Below are 23910 nucleotides of genomic sequence, written 5' to 3'. Positions count from 1 at the left end.
TTTCGCAGCGTAGTTTAGTATGGTTCTTACTTTCTCAGCAAGGACACCCCATTTAACGATTTAGGTAAATCAATTGTTATGGTCGGGATATAAAAAAAGCCACACCTCTCGGTGTGGCTTTGCAATGATAATAATTCCACGAATCTATCTAGCCATCCCTGGCCAGATAATAAAATAAAAAGCAATGAATGTCTTTAGTGTTTGACGGAAATAACTGATCCCATTTTTTTTCAAAGATTCGCAAATATTTTCACGCAAGTTCCTTTTAGTCACTTGCTTAGAAAATTTTAGCGAATCAAAAATGGGATCAGCTATTTTTATCCCGTCACTTATCGCAAGATTTCAATCTTACGGTTGATCGTTCCTTTATCGCTGGTGACACTTAGTATATACATACCCGGAGTAAGACCAGCTACACTTAGAACAGCATGGTTGACACCAGAGGTTTCCTGATGATGAACAACCTGTCCTGTCATTGTGCGTAGGGTGATTTGCTCAAATGCTTGCTGCCCATTGAGGTGAATGTTTAAGTACTCGCTGGTAGGGTTAGGATAGGTTTTAAGCAAATCATCCAGCGATGACGCTTGAGTTAATGTTTCATCTTCAGGCCGCAGTCTTACCCGGACCTGGAAAGGACGAACGTAAACGGAATTGTACTCTCCAAACTGATCAAGGCTACTACCCGTTTCACCACCAAAAGTTAACAATATTTCTTCTTCTTCGCTACGGAAGCCTTGGATATCATCAATAACAATCCCTAAAGTACCTAATTCCCCATGACCACTGGCTACCAGCCCACTGGTTCTGGTATATCCCGCATCAAAACGACCACTAAAATCATTGTGATTCATGAAAAGTACCGGAGAATCATATGCCAGGAAATTATTGTCGTGCCAATTGACCGTAACACTGGAAGGCCGAACGGCATCAGGGTTGTACACAAAAGGAAAGACAAAGCCATAAAGGTCTTCCGCTGGGGCTTCTGGGGTTCCTACAGAGATAGTGAACTCTACGTAATCCCCAGGATTGACAAATAACGGACCTTCGAGGATAAACTCATATGGAGCATAAGGCATTACAGAGGGTACCATATTATGGGTACGTCCGTAAAAGGAGCGAATAGCTATTGTGTCTTCAGCCGTAACTATACTATTTCCATCGGCATCAATATGCTTAATGTCAATAGCTTCATTTCCACCAAAAAGGCTACCCCAGTCTTCTGCATATTGTCCATACCATTGGTCAAAGGTTGCTCCAACGCGTTCTGCGCCGATCTCTCCCATGCTGCGACCAATAGGTAGCAGGTCATTCATATTCACAATACCATCCGCATTGGTATCACCTGCCCACACGCAGTCTCCTACACAAACTGGTTCTCCATTATCTCCAATATCCAGAATTGTCATCCAGATTTTTACCTGTTTGCTCACTAAGCAATCGGTACTATTGGGATCTTCCAGACAGTAAGTGATTTCTATTTCATCCAAATCTTCTGTTACATCCTCGTTGGGAATGTAAAGGAGGATATTATTTCCCTGGATCTGCAAACCATTGATAATGGTATTTACTTCACCTTCTAAAAAAATCGTTTCGCCTAACTCTCCTTGTGAAGTAACTTCAAAAGAGAAGGTAGAAACTGGTACATTGTAACCAATAATCATGGGTACCGTCTTAGGGGTAGCCATGTGGAAAGTGGTACGATCTGGAGCGAAGTTGCTTACGAAAATAGTCACGGTGGCAACTTCACTCGCTGCACCAGAACCACAGATATTGGAGCTGTAGCTAAACTGATCTACTCCGATAAATCCAGGATCAGGCGTATAGGTGAATTCGTTACCACTTTGCTGAAGCGTACCGTGATCTGGCCCTGAAACATCATTTAGACTACAGCCCGTTAAAGGAAGATCGTTGCCAAGCACTACAATGTCTATAGCCGTATTGGTAGTCGTAAACGCCCGATCATCGAAAGCAAAACTATTGGTTTCTAGATCAAGTACTTCAATATCAAAAGTCAGATTGTGATTGCCATCAGACAAGATGATCTCATCGTTACCGAAGTAGTCTTGAGCTGGTGTGTATTCAGGGACATCAGCACCGGGGTCGAAAACACCATTAGCTGGGCCTTGAACGACTGCGTAATTACCAGGGACAAGGATAAACTGGGTTTGGTTTTTCTTGACAAAAACCTTGATCACTTCATCTTGTGTAGGAGGTGTTTCCTCCATCACGGTGATAGACACCGTACCATCATCACAATCTCCTACCCCATTACATAGTGCATAATTGAAGTGTGCGGTCCCTCTGAATCCGGCCTCTGGAGTAAAAGAAATCAGACCAGTAGTTGCATTGAAGGTCGCACTTCCGTGGTTGATCGCTGGTACAGCCTGTAGAACTTTGACACCATTGCTACTGATATCGTTGGCTAAAACATCAACGACAACAGGTTGATTGGTGTATGTGACGGCATAATCGTGATAAGCTTTAATAAGCGCCGGAGCGACAGTGACGGTTACGTCAACCGTACGGAATGCCGGAATAGGATCAATGACCCAACGAACAATACGAAAATTGTCCGTGCCTGTAAAGCCTTCATTGGGGGTATAAACCACTGTATACTCCCAGTTGCCGTTGTTGATGAGTTCAACGGTGCCATTGTCTGGCAGAAACGCTCCCGGCAAAGAAGGCGAGTTTGGCCGAGAGGTAAAGTCATAGTTGACCCCACTGTTTTGATACGTCAGCAGGCTCACTGATTGGCTCCACCCCCAAAAGGGTAAAGACATCAGCGCCAGCAGGACGAATAGTTTTTGTAAAGCTACATTCATGGATTGTGGATTATAATATCATTGCTAGGGCACAATATACGACAAATTTCAATGTCTGCACAATAAAATCAGAAGACACTTATACGCGGAAAGAAGGTTTTTGTTTTAGATGGTCTAAATGACTAAAAATGAACCAATTCTCACTTTGTAAAGATCTCTAGAATATTCCTATATTTGTGAATAATATAAACCGTGCTATTTCCTTAAATACACTGATTATCTTTAGTTTATAAAAATATTTCGTGAACAATACTATTGATAACACCAAACTGGCTGGCGTATTAAAAACCCTGGATAAAGCAGGGCGATTAGCCGCAAAACGTTTTCTGGAATCGCCCTATTTCAACAGCAGTAAAGAATTGCTTGTCTTGTACAAAGAGATACTTCGTCTACAGGAAAAAAACAAGCCTTTAGACAAGGTATATCTTTGGGGTAAAATTGTAAAAGGAAATACCTACAACGATCTACGATTTCGCAAATACTGCTCAGATTTATCCAAGTTAATGGAGCGCTTTCTTGCTCAACAGGCTTTTGAAGAGGATGAGGTTCAACAAAAAGTTTTTTTGCTAAAAAAGATCAGTCAGCAAGAACAAAAGGCCGATAAGCTGGCCAACAGTATTGTCACCTACTCCGATAAAATGATGGAGGATTACCCCTACCGGGATACCTCTTATTATTTGTACCAGTACCTGCTCCAAAAAAGCTATTATGAGCTGGAAAATTTTTCCACCAAAAGGGGCGTAAAATCCAATATAGAGGAAATTTCGAATTACCTAGATTGGTTTTATCTTGGAGAAAAGTTGCGTCTCATTACAGAAGCAGAGAGTAGAAAGCAACTAAAGTCACACGAATACAAGTTATCCTTCGTATCCGAAATCTCCTATTTGACCAAGAAGCATTTTACCGACCTGGAAAACCTTCCTCACATTGAAATTTACTATCAAATTATCCAAATCCTGTCTGAGACCGAAGCAGATGACAACTATTACAAACTCAAAGACTTGATTGCTAAAAATGCACATTATTTCCCCAGAGACGTAGCTGTTGATGAATTATACGGTGCTGCTCAGAACTATTGTGTTAAGAAAATCAACCTGGGCGAAAGAAAATTCCTCAACGAGCTATTTGAATTATTTAAGCTACAAATCCAGCAAAACATCCTTTTATCTGAAGGAAAACTAAGTCCTTGGTATTTTAGAAATATTATTGTTGTTGCTTTACGTTTAGGCGAATATGACTGGACAGAAGAGTTTATTAATGAGTATAAAAGCCACTTGCCCGAAGAACATAGAGATAATGCGGTAACCTATAATCTAGCTCAGCTCTATTTTTACCAAAAGAAGTACAACCTAGTTATCCAACAACTTCAGTTTGTTGAGTATGATGATATTTCTTACAACTTGAATTCAAAGACCATATTAATGGCCACCTATTATGAACTTGATGAGATTGAAGCATTATACTCTCTTACCGATACTTTTCGTACCTACCTCAGTAGGCAGCGCAAACTAAAGCGACTTCCACCATCAAAAATCGAAGATTATCTTCATCTGATCCGCTTTATCCGACGGTTAATAAAATTTATTCCCGGAGACAAGAATGGACTAAGCAAATTAAAAAAGGATGTCAAAGCAACCAAAGGAGTCGTAAACGCTAACTGGTTACTAGAAAAAATAGCAGAGCTGGAGCGGTAGATATATCCAGGCAGGACTAGGATTTGTGGGATGAGGGGATTAGTGGGATTTTTGGGATGGGAAGGGGGTTTAGAAAAAATCCTACAATCTTACAAACAGGCAGGACTAGGATTTGTGGGATGAGGGGATTAGTAGGATTTTTGAAGATGGGAAGGGGGCTGAAAAAATCCTACAATCCTACAATCCTAGTAAGGATTACCCTCCAACACCGCCTTCACTGCTCCTGCTGGCTGAATCAGTCGTCCGGTGTTAGCGGTGTCTCTGGTGTTTTTTCCCGTCTGTTGTAATATTTTAAAAGCTTCTTTGTTGGTCAATTCAGGGCGAAGACTCTTCATGATGCCCAATAAGCCACTCACAAATGGAGCAGCCATGGAGGTGCCATTATGAGCTGCGTAATTGTTATTGGGTTTGGTGCTGTAGATGCCTACTCCTGGCGCGGCGACCGCCATTTCTATCCGGTTGACTTTATTTGAGAAACTGGCCCTTTGCAATTGGTTATCAATGGCGGAAACACCGATCACACCGCTGGCATTCACTGGGCTAAAGCCAGCTGCATCGCGGTTACTGTTCCCAGCTGAAGCCACAACGATCACCTTCCGATCGGTAGCATAACGAACTGCCTCGCTGTAAGCTCTTTGCCGAGACTGCGTGCTAAATCCGCCTAGTGACATCGACAACACATCTGCCCCTTTATCTACGGCAGTGATAATCCCATTGATAATATCCTGCTGGCTACCACTGCCCCCCGCTTTCAATACTTTTACACTCGTAATTTGAAAATAATCACCGGTTCGGGCAAAAGAGGCCACTCCTACCCCATTGTTAGTAACGGCTCCTGCTATGCCTGCGCAGTGGGTGCCGTGGCCTTGTGGATCATCGTTATATTTCTTGGCAATGGAGTAGAAATTATCTTTCAAATCTTCATGCCCTGCATCAACACCAGTGTCCAGAATAGCGACAATCGCCTTTTTCTTTGGTTTCACCTGATCACTTCCTAAAAGATCATATAACTTATTCATCTCCAATACTTCCAGTGCCCACTGTTCTTCCACAGAAGGATCGTTTACACCGAGTATTTTATTCAGTTTAGGTAGGGTTCGTGCGGGAGTAAGTTCTATTTGAATAATTTCATTGGGCTCTACCCAATCGGTCCAACCAGTCGCTTCTATTCGAGCAATAATCTCCTCGATTTGATCCAATTCGTTTGCGGGAATATTGACAGTGTAGTAGTCATCCAAGTCAGTGCGCGCGCCATCTTCTGGTGCAAAAGCGCGCTCCGTCGTCCAGCCTTGGGCGCCAATCCAACGCTTCCATCGTTCGAAATTATCTTCATCGTTTAACTCCACCAACAACTCTCCTTCAGTAGCTAGTCCAGAGGTTTCTTCAGCGGGTAAATCTATTGCTTGCGAACGAAGGTTTTGATGAAAAAGGGCCATCAACAATAAAGCAACAACGCTGGCTGGAATAGCAAGGTGCCTGGACTGACTTAGACCTCTGAACAACATTGCAGCTCCACCAAAAAACAGTAAATCCTTAAAACTTTCACCAAAGAAGGCACCTAATGTAGCGTGTTGGCCGACCAATCCAAAAAGCCACAAGCCCAAACCAGGCAAAACAGCATAACTTAACGCCTCTAAGCCTTTGCGATCCAGCATGATTCCCATCAAACCCAGCAAGGTGAGTACAAATCCTAAGGTGTACATAATTCTGTCAATTTTGAATAACACTACAATGTTACCCATCAATGTAAATGAATTCTGCTCGACCCTAAAGTTTTTTCGACGAATGGAGGGGAATTAGTGCTCGCTGCGCTCGCGGAGGTACTCTCCCGACAAATCGGGTTCGTGGTGGTGTTTGCTGAGGCTCACGGGGGTGCTTACTGGCGTTCTCGTTGGTGCTCGCGTTTTTTGCGCATTCGCTCGCGCGCGATACCCTGTGAGGGACGAGCACCCCCGCGAACGTAGTGAGTACCTCCGCGAGGTACGAGCACCGCCTTCTACTCAACCACTTCTAAAATAAAGGTGTTATTATACATGAACAAAACAACCTATTTGGTCGCTAAAAAAGCACCAGTGCTTTGGGAACTAAGTTTCGCATAGTTAAGTCGAAGTTATTTCGCTGGCTAATGAAGCCAAAAAACGTAGGCGTAGTCGAAGCTACGGCGAGGATTTTTGGGGAAATTAGCTGGTGAAAGAACGAGACTTGGGCTGTGCAGAACTTAGTGCCCAAAGCACTAGCCCACTTCAGTAAAACATATTACCAAATAACCAAGGTTCAAGACCTTTGTTTTGCTGCTAGTTTTCTAATTTTGCGCCCACAAAAATAAATCGAACTACAATATGAGTAATAACGGGATCGCACACGAAAAGTGTATCATTATTGGATCTGGCCCTGCTGGATACACCGCAGCCGTATACGCTGCACGTGCAAGTTTAAAGCCCCTCCTCTTTACTGGGCAAGAGCCTGGTGGGCAGCTAATGATTACTACCGATGTAGAAAATTATCCCGGTTATCCCGATGGCATCATGGGGCCTCAGATGATGGACGATTTCAGAAAGCAAGCAGAACGCTTCGGTACCCGTGTCCGTCTGGAGATGATTACCAAGGTTGATTTTTCTGGGCCTGTACATAAAATATGGACGGAAGCAGGTGAAGAAATCCATGCCGATAGCATCATCATTTCTACAGGTGCAAGTGCCCGCTGGTTGGGACTTCCGTCTGAGCAGCATTTTATGAATAAAGGGGTTTCTGCCTGTGCGGTATGTGATGGTTTCTTCTTCCGTGGCCAAGAACTCGCAATTGTTGGCGCGGGCGACACTGCTGCCGAAGAGGCACTCTACCTTTCCAAGCTTAGCCCTCAGGTACATATGTTGGTACGCAGAGACGAAATGCGTGCCTCTAAAATTATGCAAGAGCGGGTCAAGAAAACCCCAAATATCAAAATCTACTGGAACACCGAGACCAAGGAAGTCCTTGGTGGTGAAGAAGTGGAAGGTATCCGGATTTATAACAATAAAACCCAGGAAGAAAGCACCATCCCTGTCAAAGGATTCTTCGTGGCTATTGGACACAAACCTAATACGGGTATTTTCAAAGATTGGCTAGATATGGACGAAGCGGGTTATCTGGTGACCAAACCTAAGAGTACAAAAACCAACATTGAAGGCGTCTTTGCTAGTGGTGATGCGCAAGATAATGTTTACCGCCAGGCGGTTACGGCGGCAGGTACGGGTTGTATGGCGGCGCTTGATGCAGAACGATACCTGACGGAGAAAGAGATTATTTAGTAATTTAGCTTCGCTGATCGTCGCAAGCTCCTCAAAGTTGACGGAAATAACTTATTCCATTTTTTCCAACGATTCGCGAATATTTTCACGCAAGCTCCTTTTAGTTGCTTACTTAGAAAATTTTAGCGAATCAAAAATGGAATCAGTTATTTTTGATCCGTCACTTAACATAATCTTATTACCTTTGGACTGCCCTGACCATTCATCCTTTTAGACAATTTTTAGTTTAAAGCAACCTCATATTTTATGGCTAATGCTCCCAAGACCCGTTTCCGGGCCGGTGTTCTTCATGGTGATGAAGTAACCGCTCTTTTCAACTATGCCAACGAAAATAATTTCGCCATTCCTGCGGTCAACGTTACAGGCACCAATACGATCAATGCGGTCTTGGAAACTGCCAAGGAGTTGAATTCTCCTGTTATTATTCAGTTTTCTAATGGTGGTGCTGGCTTCTACGCAGGTAAAGGAATGCCTGGTGAAGGGCAGAAAGCTGCTATTTTAGGGGGGATCTCCGGCGCTATGCACGTACACACCATGGCAGAAGCTTATGGTGTAACAGTGGTACTACACACTGACCATTGTGCCAAAAATATCCTTCCCTGGGTAGATGGTCTACTTGATGCTGGCGAGCGGTTCTACGCCAGTCGAGGCTATCCGCTATTCAGTTCTCACATGCTAGACTTGTCAGAAGAGCCTATTGAAGAGAATATCGAAACTTGCGTGGAATACTTCAAACGCATGTCAAAGATCGGTATGACGCTTGAAATCGAACTAGGGGTCACTGGCGGCGAAGAAGATGGTGTAGACAATACCAACGTCGACAATTCGCTTCTCTATACCCAGCCCGAAGAAGTTGCTTACGCTTACGAAAAGCTCTTGGCCGTTAGTGATCGTTTTACAATCGCTGCTGCTTTCGGTAACGTTCACGGCGTATACAAGCCAGGTAACGTAACGCTGACGCCCAAAATCCTGAAGAACTCACAAGTGCATATCCAGGAGAAATTTGGAACCAGCGAGAACCCCGTAAACTTTGTTTTCCACGGTGGCTCTGGATCGTCTAGAGAAGAAATCCGTGAGGCTATTGAATACGGTGCCGTAAAAATGAATATCGATACCGATATGCAGTGGGCATTTTGGGATGGTATCCGCAATTACTACGAAGGTAAGCGCGACTACCTGCAAGCTCAAATCGGCAACCCCGATGGCGCTGATCAACCCAACAAGAAGTACTACGATCCTCGCAAGTGGCTTCGTGTCGCTGAGGAGTCTTTCGTTAAGCGCCTTAAGGAAGCTTTCGAAGATCTCAACTGTATCAATCGTAACGCATAAATTTAAAACGGGTGATTTTGTAAGAACAAAATCACCCGTTTTTCTTTCATTATGGACGAACGAGCTGTTATAACTATAAAACGACAGTCCCCAATTCATTCGCCAGGCCATTTCTCAGTGTCTGTAGGCGCTGTTGTAGCTTCATATAAAGCACCAACTCTTCTATCTCGTTGTTTGCCGTCAGCTCCTTTAGCTTATCTACATTTTCTTGGCACAATCGGGTAAGTTTTCGCAAACGGAATCGCTTCAAACCGTGGGAGCTATCAATGATGAAGTTTTCATCAGGTGCTTTTTGATTCAATACGACTTCCCATCTTTTCTCCCAATTCTCACTGAACTCGTAAGGAGAACTCACCATATTGATAGCTAATTTCCTCAATTCCTCGGTCTCGTGTTGCATGAAGTAGCTCGCCGAAGGGAGCTCTCCTTTTTCGACTAGTACCTGGAATTCCTTGACAACACGCTGGTAAAGCTCATTATCAAAATTGTCGATCACGTCGTCAATATTGGCCATGATGAATTGAGCGACGGATTGTTGGGTCTCCTCGGAAAAAGATTTGTCACCGTATAGGATCAAGAGTCGTACCAGGTCACGTTCCTGGTACTCATCTCCCATCACGGACGGCTCAACCGCAACTGGAGGAGGTGGCATCATTCCCTCTTCTTCCCATCCCGGCGGAGGTCCACTCGGAAAAGGAGGTTCATCTTCTCCCCTACTTCCTCCTCTTGCCCTTTCCTTTTGCTGGTGCTTTTGTATCCGCTGGGCGATGATTTTGTTGATTTCTGCCACCAACAATTGTTCATCGACATCAAACAAGCGTGCACATTCTTTGATGTAAAGAGAACGCTTAAGCGGATCTGGAATCAAGCTGATAGAACCAACGATGTCTTTGATTAGCGCAGTGCGCTTCACAGGGTCATTTCCTGCTTCTGCTAAAAGCAAATTGGCCTTAAAGAAAATGAAATCTTCGGCCTTGTTTTCCAAGTAGGTTTTAAAGGCATTGAGTCCCACTTGTTGTAGATAAGAGTCGGGATCTTCACCGTCTGGCAAGAGCACAATCTTAACATTGAGATCTTGTTCTAGCAGTAAATCTATCCCTCTCAACGCAGCACGTATACCCGCTTTGTCACCATCGAAAAGCACTTTAGCGTTGGGGGTATAGCGCTTAATTACGCCAATTTGCTCTACCGTAAGGGAGGTTCCTGAACTGGCTACCACATTTTCAATACCTGCCTGGTGCAACGAAATGACATCCGTATAGCCTTCCGTGATAATGCATTCGTCTTCTTTGCGTATAGCCTGCTTGGCGTGAAAGGCTCCGTAGAGGATACGGCTTTTGTTATAAATTTCGGTTTCAGGGGTATTAATGTATTTCGGAGCTTTTACATCCTTCTGCAAAATACGCCCACCAAAACCAACGACTTTCCCCGACAAATTACGGATGGTAAACATGACCCGGTCACGGAAGAAATCGCGATTGTTTTTTATTAATCCCGCTTTTTCCAGCGTACTGTTTTTGTGGCCCGCCAACTGTGCTGCATTTAGAAAAACATCTTTTCCTAATGGCGCATACCCCAGGCCAAACTTCCGGAGCGTCTCCTCCCTGAATCCACGCTTTTTGAAATAACTCAATCCAACACTGCGCCCCCGATCACTGTCAAAGAGTTGTTCCTGGTAATAATCGCAGGCAAACTGGTTGGCAATGAAGAGACTGTCGGCCATCTGTTGTTCGGCACGCTGCTCATCAGAAAGTTCTACTTCTTCTATTTCAATACCGTACCTCCCCGCAATCCAACGGAGGGCTTCTGGAAAACTAAGCTGTTCATGTTCCATTAAAAAATTGACGGGGTCTCCTCCCCTGCCGCAGCCAAAACACTTGTAAATATTCCTCCCAGGGTTGACATTGAAAGAAGGCGTCTTTTCATTATGAAAAGGGCATAGGCCAATCAGGTTCGTTCCCCGCCGTTTCAGGTTTACGAAGTCTCCTACGATGTCTTCGGCCCGCGCCGTTTCAATAATTTCCCTAACTGTATTTGGCTTAATCAATGGCTCTTTATTCTATCTCTGTCAGACAAATGTTAAAAATACGACTTTAATATTAATGAAAAAACCACAAGTATTTGATTTTCAAACACTTGTATTGAGTGTTAATAATTATAACATTTCAAGATGCATACAAATGGCGACTTAAAGCGTCTATAATAGTGAAAGTTAGGAAATAAATATAGGATCGTAAATAGAAACGGTTCGCAAAATATAATGGGTGTTCTCATAGTGTGTGGTCTGCCCCGGCGCCGAAAGGATGTCCGGGGCAGTTTTATTCACACCTGATAAAAATTGTTTTATTACGACTCTCTCCTCAGCACTTCTAGTGGGCTTTTCCGTAAGACTTCTCTATTATTTAGCAGCCCAATAATGACGATCAAAGCAACCACTAATACGAATATTATGCCAATAGCAGACCAGGGTGCATAATAGGTCAACTCAAGTTGGAAAGTTGCCAGTAACCAACTGCTTACCAGTGCAATGATAATGCCAGTAGCTGCGGCCAGACTGCCTAAAAGTGCGTATTCTGTCGCTGTTATTTTCAAGAGCTGCTTGCTACTAGCACCAAGGGTACGCAGCAGAACACTTTCCTTTATACGTTGTAGTTTGCTCAAGAGCAGAGAGCTGATTAATACCAAAAAACCGGTGAGAATACTAAAGATGGCCATGAACTGAATGACGTAAGAGATTTTTTTGAGAATATCACTCAGTGCATCCAAAATAGAGCTAAGGTCCACTACCGATACATTGGCAAATTTTCTAACCACCGCTGTTCGATAAGCTGAGGTGGTTTCAGGATTGGGTGATTTGGTCACTAAAACCTGGAATTGAGGCGCATTTTCCAAGACTTTCTCTGGGAAAATAATAAAGAAGCGGGTCCTCATTTTGGTAAAATCAACCTTGCGAATGCTTCCCACGTAAGTGGTCAAGGGCATTCCCTGAACGTTGAAGCTCAACTCATCTCCGACCTTTACGTGCATAGATTCCGCGAAGCCTTCTTCCAATGAGACATAGATAGAGTCTCCACTGCTCGCTCGCGGGCGAGGGAAGATTCCGTCTAACACTTCTTCAAAACCGTCCAAGGTATCTCTGAAAGTAACGCGAATCTCTCGATTGAAAGCCCACCGCTCTGCCTGCCGAGTTGTATCTTCCAGCCATTCGGCTTTGGTTTTCCCCTGCCAACCCGTCATCCGCATGGTGACGATAGGAACTTGCTGCACAATAGGCATCTCAAACTCAGCTGTCAATTGCTCCAAACCAGCCATTTGTTCTTTTTCGATGCCGTAAAGTATCACATTGGGCTGGTTGCCCGCATCCATTTCCTGTACATTGGAAAGTAGAAGTCCTTGTACAATAAACAAGGTGGTCAGAATAGCGGTTCCCAATCCGATTGACACCAATAAGGTAACCGTTTGGTTATTAGGGCGAAACAAGTTGGCTAAGCCTTGCCTAAAGACAAAACTCCATTGTCTGGGGAAAAAGCGTTTTACTCCCCAAATGATCAAACGTGCCACTGCAAATAACAGCAAGAAAGAAAAAGCTAGTCCAAGGGTAAACATTAATCCGCTAACAAAGTCCCTCGTCAAATACCAAAGAAACGCCAGTAGCGATAGTCCTATCGCTCCAAAAACGCCCCATTGTACCCAGTCACGAGCCTGGACATCGTCTTCGAAGGAAGCTCGCAATATCCTAAGCGGACTAATTCGCCGGATCGGTAAAAGTGGCACCAGCGCAAACAACATGGTAATGACCATTCCTATCACAGCTCCCTCTGCAATTGCTTTCCAGGAAATCTCGGTGGTCACTTCCAACGGGAGGAAATCCTGAAACAATTGCGGTAATGCCAGTTGCACCACCGTGCCCAGAATGACCCCCAAGATGACGCCTATCCCACCGATGGTACGAATTTGGAGTAAGTAAACCCAGAAAATATCGCTACCCTTCATACCTAAGCACCTAAGCACGGCAATAGAAGGAATTTTTGTTTTCACATAGATCAACACACTGCTAGCCACCCCAATACATCCTAGTAAAAGAGACACTAGGGCTACAAGGTTTAAAAAGGAGTTGAGCCCAGAAAAGGCATCACTTAAGTTTTCTTTTTGCCCTTGTACCGTTTGCAAACGGAGGCTTTCGTTGCGGAATTCTTCCTCTTGGCTGTCCACCCACTGCGCGATATCGTAGTCTTTGGGTAGCTTATAATAATAGTTGTAATTCACCAAACTACCCGCCGTAATCAGACCGGTAGCTTCCATATTTTCTTGAGAAATGTATACTGGAGGAGCAAAACCAGCAGCGACATTGGCACTGGCAAAATCGTTTAAAAGTTCTCCTGCGATGAGGAAGTCCTGGGATCCAAGACGAATACTATCCCCCGTTTTTACTTGAAACTGCTCCATAAAGCCCCGATCAACCAGGGCATAGTTGCCTTCCGTTAGTTGCTTACGGGCATCTGCCGGAGCTGTTTTAAGTTGGCCATAAAAAGGAAAGTTTCCCACTAATCCTTGCAGGCGGATAAACTGGCTGTGTTCAATTTGGGGGAAGTAAGCCATAGAAAAGAGTTCCAGTTTGGAAGCCTCTTCTCCCGGCAAAGTAGCTAAGATGGAGTCTAATGCTTCACTAACTGGGCGATTACCGCTTACGACCAGATCGGCTCCCAGCAGCGAAGCCGCTTGTTCATCAATGTCTCGTTGGAGGTTATAGTTGAAGGAATTTATGGCTACCAAGGCAGCAATGCCCAAAATAATGGAAGACATAAAAAGCACTAGTCGACCTCGGTTTTTGCGGGAATCCCGCCACGCAAGTCGACGAATAAAGGACCAATCTCTCATTACTTAGGCGTTTTGGGTAGTGGACGTATCAGCAACCACTTGGCCACCTTTGAGTTGGATGATTCGCTGGGTTTTAGCGGCAAGTTCCGGATCATGGGTAACAATAACCAAGGTCGTGCCCATTTCTTTATTGAGCTCAAACAAAAGCTCTTCGACCATTTGTCCCGTACTACCATCAAGATTGCCGGTAGGTTCGTCAGCAAACAAAATTTTAGGTTCATTGCAGAAAGCTCGAGCAAGTGCTACCCGCTGTTGCTCTCCTCCAGACAGCTGGGTAGGATAATGATCCATGCGATCACCCAATCCCACTTTGCTTAACAAGGCTTTGGCTTTTTGTTGTGCATTCTTTTTACCGTTCAACTCTGCTGGAATCATTACATTCTCTAGAGCGGTAAGGGTAGGAATAAGTTGAAAATTTTGGAAAATAAAACCTACATATTGGTTGCGTACGGCAGCGCGGGCATCTTCGTCGAGGGTATTGAGTAGTGCATCACAAAGAATAACTTTACCCTCGCCTGCCCGGTCCAGGCCGGCACAAAGCCCCAATAAGGTGGTCTTGCCACTACCAGAGGGACCTACTATGGCAAGGCTCTCGCCAGCGGCTATGGAAAAAGAAACATCTTGTAAAACAGTTAAGGATCGGTCACCAGACCGGTAGGTCTGGCTCAATTGCTCGACAGCAAGAATTGTAGACATAGAAGAATAAACTTTATTGGGTGCAGGCTCGTTGAGTAAGTTTGGTATTACTTTTACCCGGCTTACAGTGATTGAATCTTGATCATTAATAACAGCCTTAAGGTGAATTGGATGTACAAGAACACTGATAATCGATAAAAAAAGGCAAATTACTGGATGAATTCTACTCCGGGGTCGACTAACACTCGCTAAAACAAAAAAACATGGCCAAACGAAGCATTCTAATAGCGTCTCTTTTTGCAAGCTTGCTACTCCTCAGCAATTGTGGACAAAGTGAATCCCAAGTTGCCGCTGGCGAAAAAGAGCTCACAGAAGAGGTTTCTTCCGCTCAAGACAACGACACTCCTCAACAAAAAAACCGACCTAGAATTGTGTTTTTTGGCAATAGCCTTACTGCTGGTTATGGCTTGGACGAACAATTTTCTTTTCCGTCAATTATACAACGCAGGCTGGATGCTATGGGCTATCATTACGAAGTCATCAACGCTGGACTAAGTGGAGAAACCACTGCTGGTGGCCGCAATCGGATTGATTGGGTCATGGAACAGTCTATGGATATTTTTGTTTTGGAACTTGGAGGTAACGATGTATTAAGAGGTTTTGATCTGGAGGTTACCAGAGAAAACCTGGCCGCCATTCTCGACGCGGTCCGTAACAAGTATCCTGATGTAAAATTGGTTTTGGCAGGTATGGAAGCTCCCCCAAATATGGGAAATGATTATACCCAAGAATTCCGAAAGATTTACCGGGACTTGGCTCGTGAGAAAGACATTACACTCATCCCATTCCTGTTGGCCGATGTAGGTGGTATTGAGCGTTTAAATCTTCCCGATCGTATTCACCCCAACAAAGAAGGCCAAGAGATCGTAGCCAGTAATGTGCTAAAAGTCCTCGAACCATTACTAGTGAAAAATCCTTCGTAGATAAAAGTTAACTAAAGTTCTCCCCTATTTGATCCATGATTCGGACGAAGTCTTTGTAGTCTTTTTCTGACAAATGTTGCCAGCCTTGGGTGCGTAATGCCAAAACGGAAGGCAAAACGTTTTCATGAAGCTGCCTTCCTTCTTTAGTAAGGTAGATTAAATACTGGCGACGATCCTCGGAGGATTGTTTCTTGCGTATCAGTTTCTTCTTGGCGAGTAAGGTGATGATTCGCGAAACCGTAGGTGCATTTTTAAAACTGTCATTGGCTAAATCGGTTTGGGATATCCCATCACCTTCGGCCAAGCGATCCAACAAGACCCACTGTTCTGTAGTGATATCAGCCTGTTGATCTCGAAAAGCTTGCAGATAGTTTTGACGGATCAACTTGAGGGTTCGATCCATTATTGCTCCGAAATTTTTGGTCGCCATAAGCTCTATTTCTTTGAAAACTTCCTTAAAGTTTATCTAAAAGCCGGGCAATAGGAAAGCTGCATTTTGCATCATCCTACTGTGGCCACGCCAGAACATTCGGTAGTGTGGATTATCAAATAAATAAACCACTTTACCCTTACCGATGCGCTGTACACCTGCGAAAGTTTTTCCAGCCAGGCGCTCCAGGTTTGCAGTGGAAGCATAGCCTGCCGTAAGTAATTCCTTAGAAGTGGCATGATAAGTACCTACCGATTCCAACCCCACTACAGGCTCCAATGCATAAGTATTCAGCTTCAAACCAAAAACTTCGGGCTTTACCCCAAAAGCGAGAGGGTGAGTGATATCCATCTTGGTACGTAGTGCTGAACCAGGAATACGTCTGAGGCCTCGGTACTCCTCTTGTTCAGCGTAGGTAAGGTACTTGGCAGCACTACTCGTGTCTGGTGAATTTTTCACCATTTCCAGCTTGCCAAATTTTCCTTCTGTCGTAAAGTAGCTAGCTGCTTCTTCCATTGCGATTAATGTACCTCCGCGTTCCAGCCACTGATTTATTTCCATGCGTTGTTCTTGCCAGAAAATACGGTGTAGATCACTGGCATCGGGCAAAATGAGTACATCGTAATCGTTGATATCAGCATAACCATAGCGCTCGCCAAATTTCGGCAAACTGGTCTGAGCAAAAACAGAAGTACGGATTCGATCAATAGGGAAAGCTGTCTCCTGATCAAAAAGAAAATAAACCTGCCCACTAGTGTAGGTATCAAAAGGTGGTTCTACCAGCATGGCTACGCGTGGCTTATCTACGGGGCGGTTCCTGCTGGAAGCCAGGTCAAAGCCATCGCTCATGCGCCCCGTGGGCAAGGCTTTGATCTTCACACCACAACTCGCAGCAATACTATTCATATCCGTAGATAAATCGCCTTCCTTTTCCAGGTTTCGCCCTCGCAAAACGATCAGTGTTCCTGCCGAGTAGGCTTCATCACCATTAGAAAAAGGCGCAACTGCCGAACGTACCCTGTAGCCTTTCTCCCATAATTCTGCTAAGGCTTTCGGTGCCCACCGCTGCTGCCAATCAATCAAATAAGCATAAACCGGTTTATCCGCTAAGGAAGAAATATCCACACTCCCGTTCCGGTCTAGTTTAGTTACTTTGGTGCTTGCCACTTTAGGTGAGAGTGTGCTTGAGTAAGCTTCCAGGTTATAGGCCAGAGGAGCCGACCATGTAGCCATGTCGTACATCACAGAATCTTCAATCGCAAGATTTCGGTCGAGCATACTGTGTACAAGCAGGTGGCGAGGCTGCTGAGCAGAAATAATATAATCACCTTTGGAAAACTGTGCCGTCTCCCTTTTTCCTGTACGGTAATCCAGGCAATTGTCAAGACGAAAATCACTGGTTGCTTGTTCGACGACAACACCCTGACGCTCTAATACACGGAGGAAGTCTTCCAAAAAACCACCTTCTTCGTTGCGAATCACAAAACTTTGATGGGGAGACTTGGCGTTTTTAGGATTCCATGCTGCAACGCTGTATTCCAGTAAAGCTTGTCGGCGAGCGGCAGCCTTCTTGATCGTTGCCAATGAAGTCGTGTAATGATCAAAGATGCGTTGTCTGAATGTGAGAATATAACCATCGTCGGTAGTAATCGCTCGGCCAGCACCGATTCCTCCTTGCTCCGTAAGCATCCCTATTGCGCCCATCACGCTAGGATACGACGAACCGTAGCCTGGGTAGAAAAAGTCAAAACGATCACGGGTAAAATACATCAGGCCTTCTTCATCAAAAGCCGCAATATTGGCACGACCAAAGGTATCACTCCAAGCTTCGTAACTGTCCGGCAAAAGCAGGTTGCGTGGGGTTGCGCCCGGAGCGGTGAAATAATTGGAATTATAGCCTTGCTCATGGTAATCTACGTGAACCTGAGGCATCCAACGTTGGTACTCGGCAGTATGCCCACGCGACTCTGGGTGCACACCCCAGATCCAGTCTCTATTCAAATCAAACCAATAATGATTGGTTCGGCCATTTGGCCAGGGAGCGAAATGTTCAAAATCATTGGGATTGATACCCGGTTGCTGGCGGCCAGCACCATTGATCCAGTAGACGTATCGGTCGCGGCCATCGGGGTTGATGCAGACGAACATCAGGATGACGCTTTTTGCCAAAACCTGGGCCGTTTCCTTGTCATTGACTGCCGCCAGGCGATAAGCTACTTGCATTGCTGCTTCGGTAGAGGAAGCCTCATTACCGTGAATGTTATAGCTAAACGAAGTGAATACCGGGTCATTGGCGATGACCTTCTTACCTTCTTCACTGGCGGCGAAATTAGCATCCATTAACTTCAGGTGCCGCTCGCGCAAGGTCTCCATGCGGGCATGGTTTTCAGGACTGCTTATTACCAAATTAATCAGAGGCCGTTGCTCGTACGTTTCTCCATATTGCTGGAGCGTGATCCGATCGGATTGGCTTGCCAGGTATTTGAAATAAGCCACTGAGCGATGGTATTCGGTAAATCGTTCGCCTAACTCATATCCCAGAAAATCGGCTGGCGACTGGATACCAGGATTGTATTCCAGTGTCTCTTCAAAAGGGAACCGTGCTGGAACCAGGTCTACCTGCTGGCTGTAGTTTAGTAAAGGAATTAAGCAGAATAGTATTAATAAGAAACGTTTCATACCCTTAATTACTTGCTAGGTTAACGAGAAGGTGTTTGTAATTATCGTCGCCTTGGAATCAACGTACGTGGATAGGAGACCAAGCTTTGATCGCCATTTTTTCCAATGCTGGCTACTCCGAAGAGATAGTTATCAATCACGATGCCGGTGAGTTCTACCGCCGTTGTATTCGCCGGAAAATAGCGTGCATGTTGCCATTGGGGAGCGGTTGTATCTCTCCAGTAGACAACGTACCCGGCCAAATCAGGATCTTCACTGGCATTCCATTCGAGTAGCGTCGAAGGTTGTACTGCTCCGCCAATCATCAAACCTTCTGGAGCTGGCGGGGCGCTTGCCAGCGAGGCGAGGGTGACCATATTGACGCCCGTCAATTTCGCGGCATATTCAAAATTCACACCTTCTATCACATCACCGTAGGCTATTCCGTCTTCGGTCCTTAAATCCTGGTGTTGGCGGTTGTAATTTTCGTGGGTTTCCATGATGCGCACCCCCGGGAAGCCCAGGTCGTTGAAGGGGCGATGGTGACCTCCTCTGCCAAAGCGATCCAGACGATAGATCATAATGGCGTCAAGGTTGGTAAAAAACTGCTCGGTCATTTTGTCGATATACCTTGCCAATTGGCGTGATGGCCCGTCGACTTCACCACCATAAAAACGACGCCAGATCCGCTCTTGCTCGGTCTCATTAGGAGGTGTGGGTTCACTGAAAACCCGAAATGTCGTATTGTCAATGACGCCATCGATACCTTCAATATTACCAATCATGTCATTGTTGAGGACGCCGAGAATTTCCCATCCTTCATCAAGGGCTTTTTGTGCCAGATGCTGCCCTCCAAAAAGACCTTGCTCCTCGCCAGAAAGTCCCACATAAATAATTGAGACCGGGAATTCGTATTTTGAAAGCACTCTGGCAGCTTCAATCACCCCGGCCATACCACTGGCATTGTCATTGGCACCGGGAGAATCATCCGTACCATTCAAGGGATCACTCACGCGAGAATCAATATCCCCGCTCATGATGACGTAACGGTTGGGGTAGCGCGTTCCTTTTTGGATCGCCATTACATTGACGACCCAGGTGTCCTCAGGAATACGGCGATTATCTGCCGCTGGCACCAGTGTTCTTTGGTATTCCACTTGAAGACAATCATCACAATCTGTACTGATTTTATCGAAACTTGCTTTGATCCAACGGCGCGCGGCTCCGATCCCCCGCGTTTCAGAAAGGGTATCACTTAAGGTGTGGCGGGTACCAAAATTGACCAATGTACGGATATCAGCTTCCAAGCGGGCAGGTGAGGCAGCTTCAGCAATCTTATACATTAAAGGATTCAAAACGGGAGGGGTAGCATCTTGAGCAGCAAGGAAATTGGTGGTCAAGATAATAACCAAAGCGAGTATGCTTTTATCCATCTTTCTGTGGTATTAATACTGTTGTTGTGAGCGAACCACAACGAATAGGGTTCAATCACTCAAGAGTATGCGATAATGAATACTTCAGACAGGTGGTTGACGAAGCGCATTACTTCTCAAAAAGCTGGAGTAGATCGGAGATCCGCTCTTTAAGATCTTTTCTATCTACAATGAAATCAAGGAAACCGTGCTCCAGTACAAATTCCGAAGTTTGAAATCCTTCAGGCAGCTCTTTTTTAATCGTTTCTTTGATGACACGAGGACCCGCAAAACCAATCAGTGCTTCTGGTTCCGCAAAGTTGATATCCCCCAGCATTGCGAAAGAAGCCGTAACGCCTCCCGTGGTAGGATCTGTCATAAAAGAGAAATAAGGCACGCCAGCTTTGGCCAGGGTACTCAGCTTAGCAGATGTTTTCGCCATCTGCATCAAGCTGAAAGCAGATTCCATCATTCGGGCACCACCCGTCTTGGAAATAATCATGAAGGGCGTGCGGGTCTCACGGCAATGGTCAATAGCACGAGAAATTCTTTCCCCCACAACCGAGCCCATGGAACCTCCGATAAACTGAAAATCCATCGCTGCAATAACCAGTGGGCGGCGATTGACCTTGCCTTTCGCAACGGTAATAGCATCCGTAAGTCCCGTTTTTTTATAGGCACTGTTGAGCCTTTCGGGATAAGATTTTAGATCTACGAAATGAAGATGATCCTTTGAACGAAACTCCTCGAACATCAAATCGAAATTGCCATCGAAGATGAGGTCAAAGTAATCGTAAGAACCTATTCTTACATGATAGTTGCAGTGAGGACACTTGTAAGCGTTTTCCCGCAACTCCTTCATGGTAGAAGTTTCTTTACAACGTTTACATTTATACCAAAGCCCCTCAGGAGCTTCTTTCTTGTTCCTCGTTGCTGTCTGAATACCGTCTTTAAGTCGCTTGAACCAACCCATAAAATCAGTTTATATGGAAGCGGGAATTTCTTAGGTGTTGTGCAAGTCTTTTTATTACATCCCCAACAGATGCTCATGCTTGCAGCGTGGCAAAAGTAATAAAGCTAAGGGGATAATAAAAGCTTGTTTCGTTTAATTAAATTAATCGACCACTTTGGTGCCAGGGGATAAACCCGCCAAAATGAGCGACAAACCTGGCCATAATGGCTAATAGCGGTGGGATTGTACCGTTTGAATAAAAGCCCTGACGCCTTCAAGCGGGGTATCCGGGTAAACACCATGGCCAAGGTTGGCAATGTGTTTTTTGCCAAAGGTGCTCAGCATTTTTTTAGTAGCTGCTGCTACTTTTTCTCCGGGAGCATAAAGCTGGCAAGGATCAAGGTTGCCCTGAAAAGCTTTATCTGTTTGGAGAGATTTACGTAACTCGGCAGGTTGCTGCGTCCAATCCAAACCAATCACCTGGCATGGCAATGCGGCTAAATCAGGAAGCGCAAACCAGGCATCTTTGGCAAAGATCGTCACTGGCGTACCGTCTTCACGCAATGCTTCAGTAATCTGGCGTAGATAAGGAATAGCAAACTCCCGGTACAACTCAGGAGATAAAATTCCAGCCCAGGAGTCAAACAACTGGATAAGATCTGCCCCGTGCTTGACCTTCTGTTTTAGATAAGCAATGGTTGTAATGGTAATCTTTTCAAGCAGTGCATGCGCCATTGCTGGTTCACGGAATAGCATCTTGCGGGCTTTGGAAAAAGTTTTGCTTCCGCCACCTTCCACCATATAAGCCATGATGGTCCAGGGAGCACCCGCGAAACCGATCAGCGGCACCCGACCGGCTAATTGTTTTTTCGTGAGGGTTAAAGCATCATAAACGTAGGTAAGTTCTGAAGCCGCTGTCTCACCCGTGATCAAATCATCGATGTCTTGACGAGATTTGATCGTTGTAGGAAAAGAGGGCCCTTTCTTCTCAATCATCTCGTAAGTCAGCCCCATAGCTTCGGGGATAACCAATATGTCGGAGAAGATAATGGCAGCATCCACACCCAGAATATCAACAGGTTGCAGGGTTACCTCTGCCGCCAAGGCGGGGGTCTCCACAAGTTCTTTAAACCCGCTAAGCTTTGCCCGCAAAGCACGGTATTCCGGTAATATTCTTCCTGCCTGACGCATCAGCCACACTGGGGGGCGCTCTACTTCTGCTCCTTGAGCAACACGTAGCAATAAATCGTTTTCCAATCTCATGCGGCAAACTTAAGAGAATTAAGCGAACTGGTGAAACCTCCGCTATTTTGTGATAATCAATTGACAAAAAAGCGCTGAATCAGAAATTTCGTTAATTTGGGGGCTATTTCTAACTATCCTCCTCGATTCATGAAGAACCTACCGCTGCATTGGAAAATTATTATTGGCCTGTTTTTAGGTATTATCTACGCTTTCTTTTCTGTGAAGTGGGGCTGGAACAAGTTTACAATTGATTGGATTGATCCATTTGGAACCATTTTCATCCGCCTGTTGAAGTTCATTGCTGTCCCCTTGGTATTACTTTCTATCATTTCAGGCATCAGCACCTTACCTGATTTATCCAAACTAGGCAGGATGGGTGCCAAGACCATGGCGGCCTACCTGATTACAACCGTCGCGGCTGTGGGGGTTGGCCTCATTTTGGTAAATATTGCTCAGCCAGGTGCAACTATCGCACAAGATCAACGTATCAAGAACCGGATAAAATATGAGCTTTGGGTTCAGCAGACAGATGGTGTAGAAATATTGGATGGTAAGCATTTTCTTTCGGATCCTGCTTACGCTAATTTTAGAGATGCTGCGGCTTCTGAATTAGTAGACGAACTCAACCGTGCACAGGAAGATCCATCACTTTCTAAAAAGATGGCGGATGCTTCGCAAATGAAAGAAGCAGGCCCTTTGCAGTTTTTCGTGGATTTTGTCCCCGAAAATATTTTCCAGTCGCTTTCAGACGGAAAATTGATGTTGCAAGTCATCTTCTTCGGCATCTTTTTCGGTATCGTTCTTTTGATGATTCCAAGAGAAAAAGCCGAGCCAGTGATGGCCTTTATCGACGGCACCAACGAGGTTTTTCTGAAGATGGTTGAGGTGGTAATGAACGCTGCCCCATTTTTTGTCTTTGCGCTAATGGCTGGCGTCATTGCAAAAATGGCGAGTACAACGGCAGAGGTCATTGAAATTTTCAAAGGATTAGCTGCGTATTCCCTTGTTTTGGTTGCGGGCTTGGCCTTTATGATTTTTGTGTTCTACCCCTTGTTGATGAAGATTTTTGTGAGAGAACTGCCTTACGCGGCTTTTTTCAGAAAGATCAGTCCAGCACAATTCCTGGCCTTTTCTACCAGTTCCAGTGCTGCTACCTTACCAGTAACCCTGGAGTGTGTTAGAGATAACCTTGGTGTATCGAAGAACGTATCCAACTTTGTCTTGCCGATTGGAGCGACTGTCAACATGGATGGCACGAGCCTTTATCAAGCAGTGGCAGTCGTATTTATGGCTCAAATGCACTTTGTAGATCTGTCTATCGCTCAGCAAGCAACCATTGTGTTAACCGCAACATTGGCCTCGATTGGATCAGCAGCGGTGCCTTCAGCAGGCTTGGTGATGATGATTGTTGTCCTGCAATCCGTAGGATTAAATCCTGCCTGGATAGCCATCATCTTCCCTGTCGATCGTATTCTCGATATGTGTAGAACAGTTGTTAATGTCACTGGTGACGCAACCGTTTCTACTTTGATCGCCAAATCGGAAGGAGATTTGGATATGGAAATATTAAATTCCTGATTTTTA

General features: G+C 45.0%; 15 protein-coding genes. 5 read left to right on the top strand and 10 right to left on the bottom strand.

Annotated elements, in window-relative coordinates; all coding sequences use genetic code 11:
- Window positions 1-329: 329 nt before the first annotated feature.
- Entirely contained in the window at window positions 330-2822 is a 2493-nt protein-coding gene (locus tag AB0L18_RS21715; protein ID WP_367389426.1) for an Ig-like domain-containing protein, read from the bottom strand.
- Window positions 2823-3064: 242 nt separating this feature from the next.
- Here AB0L18_RS21715 and AB0L18_RS21710 point away from each other — a divergent pair, with 242 nt between their 5' ends.
- Window positions 3065-4516 (top strand): hypothetical protein, encoded by a 1452-nt coding sequence (locus tag AB0L18_RS21710; RefSeq protein WP_367389425.1) that lies wholly within the window; start codon window positions 3065-3067, stop codon window positions 4514-4516.
- 185 nt (window positions 4517-4701) lie between these two features.
- Here the strand turns inward: AB0L18_RS21710 and AB0L18_RS21705 are convergent, their stop codons facing one another.
- Complete coding sequence (locus AB0L18_RS21705) at window positions 4702-6219, bottom strand: S8 family serine peptidase (protein ID WP_367389424.1); 1518 nt, start codon at window positions 6217-6219, stop codon at window positions 4702-4704.
- Between the two features lie 636 nt (window positions 6220-6855).
- Here AB0L18_RS21705 and trxB point away from each other — a divergent pair.
- Window positions 6856-7803, top strand: a complete 948-nt coding sequence (trxB, locus tag AB0L18_RS21700) for a thioredoxin-disulfide reductase (protein WP_367389423.1) — start codon at window positions 6856-6858, stop codon at window positions 7801-7803.
- A 246-nt stretch (window positions 7804-8049) separates the two neighbouring features.
- Window positions 8050-9132 carry a class II fructose-bisphosphate aldolase gene (gene fbaA, locus AB0L18_RS21695; protein WP_367389422.1) on the top strand — a complete coding sequence of 361 codons (1083 nt, stop codon included), beginning with the start codon at window positions 8050-8052 and terminating at the stop codon, window positions 9130-9132.
- A 73-nt stretch (window positions 9133-9205) separates the two neighbouring features.
- Here fbaA and dnaG read toward each other — a convergent pair whose 3' ends face one another.
- The 3 genes from dnaG to AB0L18_RS21680 all read right to left on the bottom strand — a co-directional run bounded on the left by dnaG (window position 9206) and on the right by AB0L18_RS21680 (window position 14706).
- On the bottom strand, window positions 9206-11179 hold the full coding sequence (dnaG, locus tag AB0L18_RS21690; RefSeq protein WP_367389421.1) for a DNA primase: 1974 nt from the start codon (window positions 11177-11179) through the stop codon (window positions 9206-9208).
- Window positions 11180-11478: 299 nt separating this feature from the next.
- The gene (locus tag AB0L18_RS21685) at window positions 11479-14010 is read right to left on the bottom strand and encodes an ABC transporter permease (RefSeq protein ID WP_367389420.1); all 2532 of its coding nucleotides are present in this window, start codon (window positions 14008-14010) and stop codon (window positions 11479-11481) included.
- Window positions 14011-14013: 3 nt separating this feature from the next.
- The gene (locus tag AB0L18_RS21680) at window positions 14014-14706 is read right to left on the bottom strand and encodes an ABC transporter ATP-binding protein (RefSeq protein ID WP_367389419.1); all 693 of its coding nucleotides are present in this window, start codon (window positions 14704-14706) and stop codon (window positions 14014-14016) included.
- A 203-nt stretch (window positions 14707-14909) separates the two neighbouring features.
- Here AB0L18_RS21680 and AB0L18_RS21675 point away from each other — a divergent pair, with 203 nt between their 5' ends.
- Window positions 14910-15629 carry an arylesterase gene (locus tag AB0L18_RS21675; RefSeq protein ID WP_367389418.1) on the top strand — a complete coding sequence of 240 codons (720 nt, stop codon included), beginning with the start codon at window positions 14910-14912 and terminating at the stop codon, window positions 15627-15629.
- Between the two features lie 7 nt (window positions 15630-15636).
- Here the strand turns inward: AB0L18_RS21675 and AB0L18_RS21670 are convergent, their stop codons facing one another.
- From AB0L18_RS21670 to hemE, 5 genes are all read right to left on the bottom strand, one after another.
- On the bottom strand, window positions 15637-16032 hold the full coding sequence (locus AB0L18_RS21670) for a MarR family winged helix-turn-helix transcriptional regulator (RefSeq protein WP_367389417.1): 396 nt from the start codon (window positions 16030-16032) through the stop codon (window positions 15637-15639).
- Window positions 16033-16095: 63 nt separating this feature from the next.
- Window positions 16096-18738, bottom strand: a complete 2643-nt coding sequence (locus tag AB0L18_RS21665) for a M14 family zinc carboxypeptidase (protein ID WP_367389416.1) — start codon at window positions 18736-18738, stop codon at window positions 16096-16098.
- Between the two features lie 41 nt (window positions 18739-18779).
- Window positions 18780-20150, bottom strand: a complete 1371-nt coding sequence (locus tag AB0L18_RS21660; protein WP_367389415.1) for a M28 family metallopeptidase — start codon at window positions 20148-20150, stop codon at window positions 18780-18782.
- Window positions 20151-20259: 109 nt separating this feature from the next.
- Entirely contained in the window at window positions 20260-21102 is an 843-nt protein-coding gene (gene accD, locus AB0L18_RS21655) for an acetyl-CoA carboxylase, carboxyltransferase subunit beta (protein WP_367389414.1), read from the bottom strand.
- Window positions 21103-21309: 207 nt separating this feature from the next.
- Window positions 21310-22344: a uroporphyrinogen decarboxylase gene (hemE, locus tag AB0L18_RS21650; RefSeq protein WP_367389413.1), complete on the bottom strand. Its 1035-nt coding sequence runs from the start codon at window positions 22342-22344 to the stop codon at window positions 21310-21312.
- A gap of 129 nt (window positions 22345-22473) precedes the next feature.
- Here hemE and AB0L18_RS21645 point away from each other — a divergent pair, with 129 nt between their 5' ends.
- Window positions 22474-23904, top strand: a complete 1431-nt coding sequence (locus AB0L18_RS21645; protein WP_367389412.1) for a dicarboxylate/amino acid:cation symporter — start codon at window positions 22474-22476, stop codon at window positions 23902-23904.
- Window positions 23905-23910: the final 6 nt, after the last annotated feature.

The sequence above is a fragment of the Lewinella sp. LCG006 genome, from assembly GCF_040784935.1.
In the GTDB taxonomy this organism is placed as follows: domain Bacteria; phylum Bacteroidota; class Bacteroidia; order Chitinophagales; family Saprospiraceae; genus Lewinella.
Note: the sequence above shows the minus strand (reverse complement) of the source record. Positions and strands in the feature narration are given on the sequence as shown.